Below are 1,265 nucleotides of genomic sequence, written 5' to 3'. Positions count from 1 at the left end.
GGAGCAGGTTTTGGGTCCAGGCGAGCAGGTCGATGCCGGTCAGCGCCAACTGGAGCCAGGCCTGGTTGATCGCGAAGACCCGGGACGGGAATCGGCCGAAGCCGGTGTTCTTGCCGGTGCGGATGCGGTCCTCGACGCGGGCGTGGGCTCGGTGGCGGGCTTCGAGGTATTGGATGCTGCCGTTGCCGGGTGGGGTGTCGGTGGCCACGACCTGGTGGCGCCAGCCTTCGATGGTGTCGAACAGTGACAGTTGGGCACCGGGGTGCGGGCGTTCGCGGCGGACCAGGAATCGGGTGCCCTCGGGCCAGCCGGTCGCGTCGAACAGGCCGGTGATCTCAGCGACCTCGGCGTGTTCCCGGAGGTCGCCGTCGGTGTCGACGGCGGGGATCCAGCGGGCTGCGGCGCGGATCGCTGCGCGGACCTGTTCGGTGATGGCGGCGCCGACGGAGAACCGGATGTCGAGGTGCTGTTCGCGCAGGGAGCGGATGTGGGCGAGGAAACCATGACTGCTGCCCGCGGAGTCGCTGCGCAGCAGGATCGGGGTGCCATGGCGGTGAGCGTCGGGGATCTGGGCGAGAGCCTGGTCAAGGACGGTGATGTGGTCGGTGGTGGTGTTGGATCCGGCCCGGCCTTCGCGCAGCAGTCCAGCCAGGGCCTCGCCGGTGTTGTCCAGGAAGCAGAGCAACGGGTGATATCCGAACGTCTTCTTCCAGGTCCGGGTCGCTGACTCCTTCTCGGAATGACAGATGACGATCGTCGCGTCGATGTCCAGGACCAGGCCGTGGACCGGCTGACCGGCCACCGTCGGTTGCGGCAGGTCACCACGGGTCTCGGCGTGCTGCGCCCACGCGACTTCACGAGCCTCGGCTCGCGCGGACCGCAATCCGGACAGCAGCGTCTCGTCCACCTGCGACAGCAGCCGCCAGGCGGTCGGGTCGGAGGCGACCTGCCCGAACAAGCCGGCCTGGTCACGCAGAACGGCGAGATCGGCGATCGCTTCACCACCATCGGCGAGCGTTATCGCCAGATCCACGGCAATCCGGCCCGGATCATGACCGCTGCGCCGCTGCCGCAGACCGGCGAGGGCATGGCTGAACGTGCTGGTCAGCCCCGTCGCGTCAGCGAGGTCAGCCAGTAGCCGGGCACCGGCGTGACCGACCACGCCTCGCCCGTCGCCGGTGACCATGATCTTCGGACGTGTTGCGGTAGCCTTCACCCAGCAAGTGCCTTCCGTGACAGGAACTTCGGACCCTCAGCAAGTCCTA

The 1,265-nt window shown here is 68.4% G+C and carries 1 protein-coding gene; it reads right to left on the bottom strand.

Annotated elements, in window-relative coordinates; genetic code table 11:
- A partial coding sequence (locus tag KJS59_RS30560; RefSeq protein WP_249715185.1) for an IS1380 family transposase occupies nucleotides 1-1,186 on the bottom strand: 1,186 nt, incomplete at its 3' end.
- Between the last annotated feature and the right edge of the window lie 79 nt (nucleotides 1,187-1,265).

Source organism: Rhizomonospora bruguierae, from assembly GCF_018397995.1.
Taxonomy (GTDB): domain Bacteria; phylum Actinomycetota; class Actinomycetes; order Mycobacteriales; family Micromonosporaceae; genus Rhizomonospora; species Rhizomonospora bruguierae.
The sequence above is the reverse complement of the archived record's forward strand: the minus strand, read 5'-3'. Positions and strand labels throughout refer to the sequence as shown.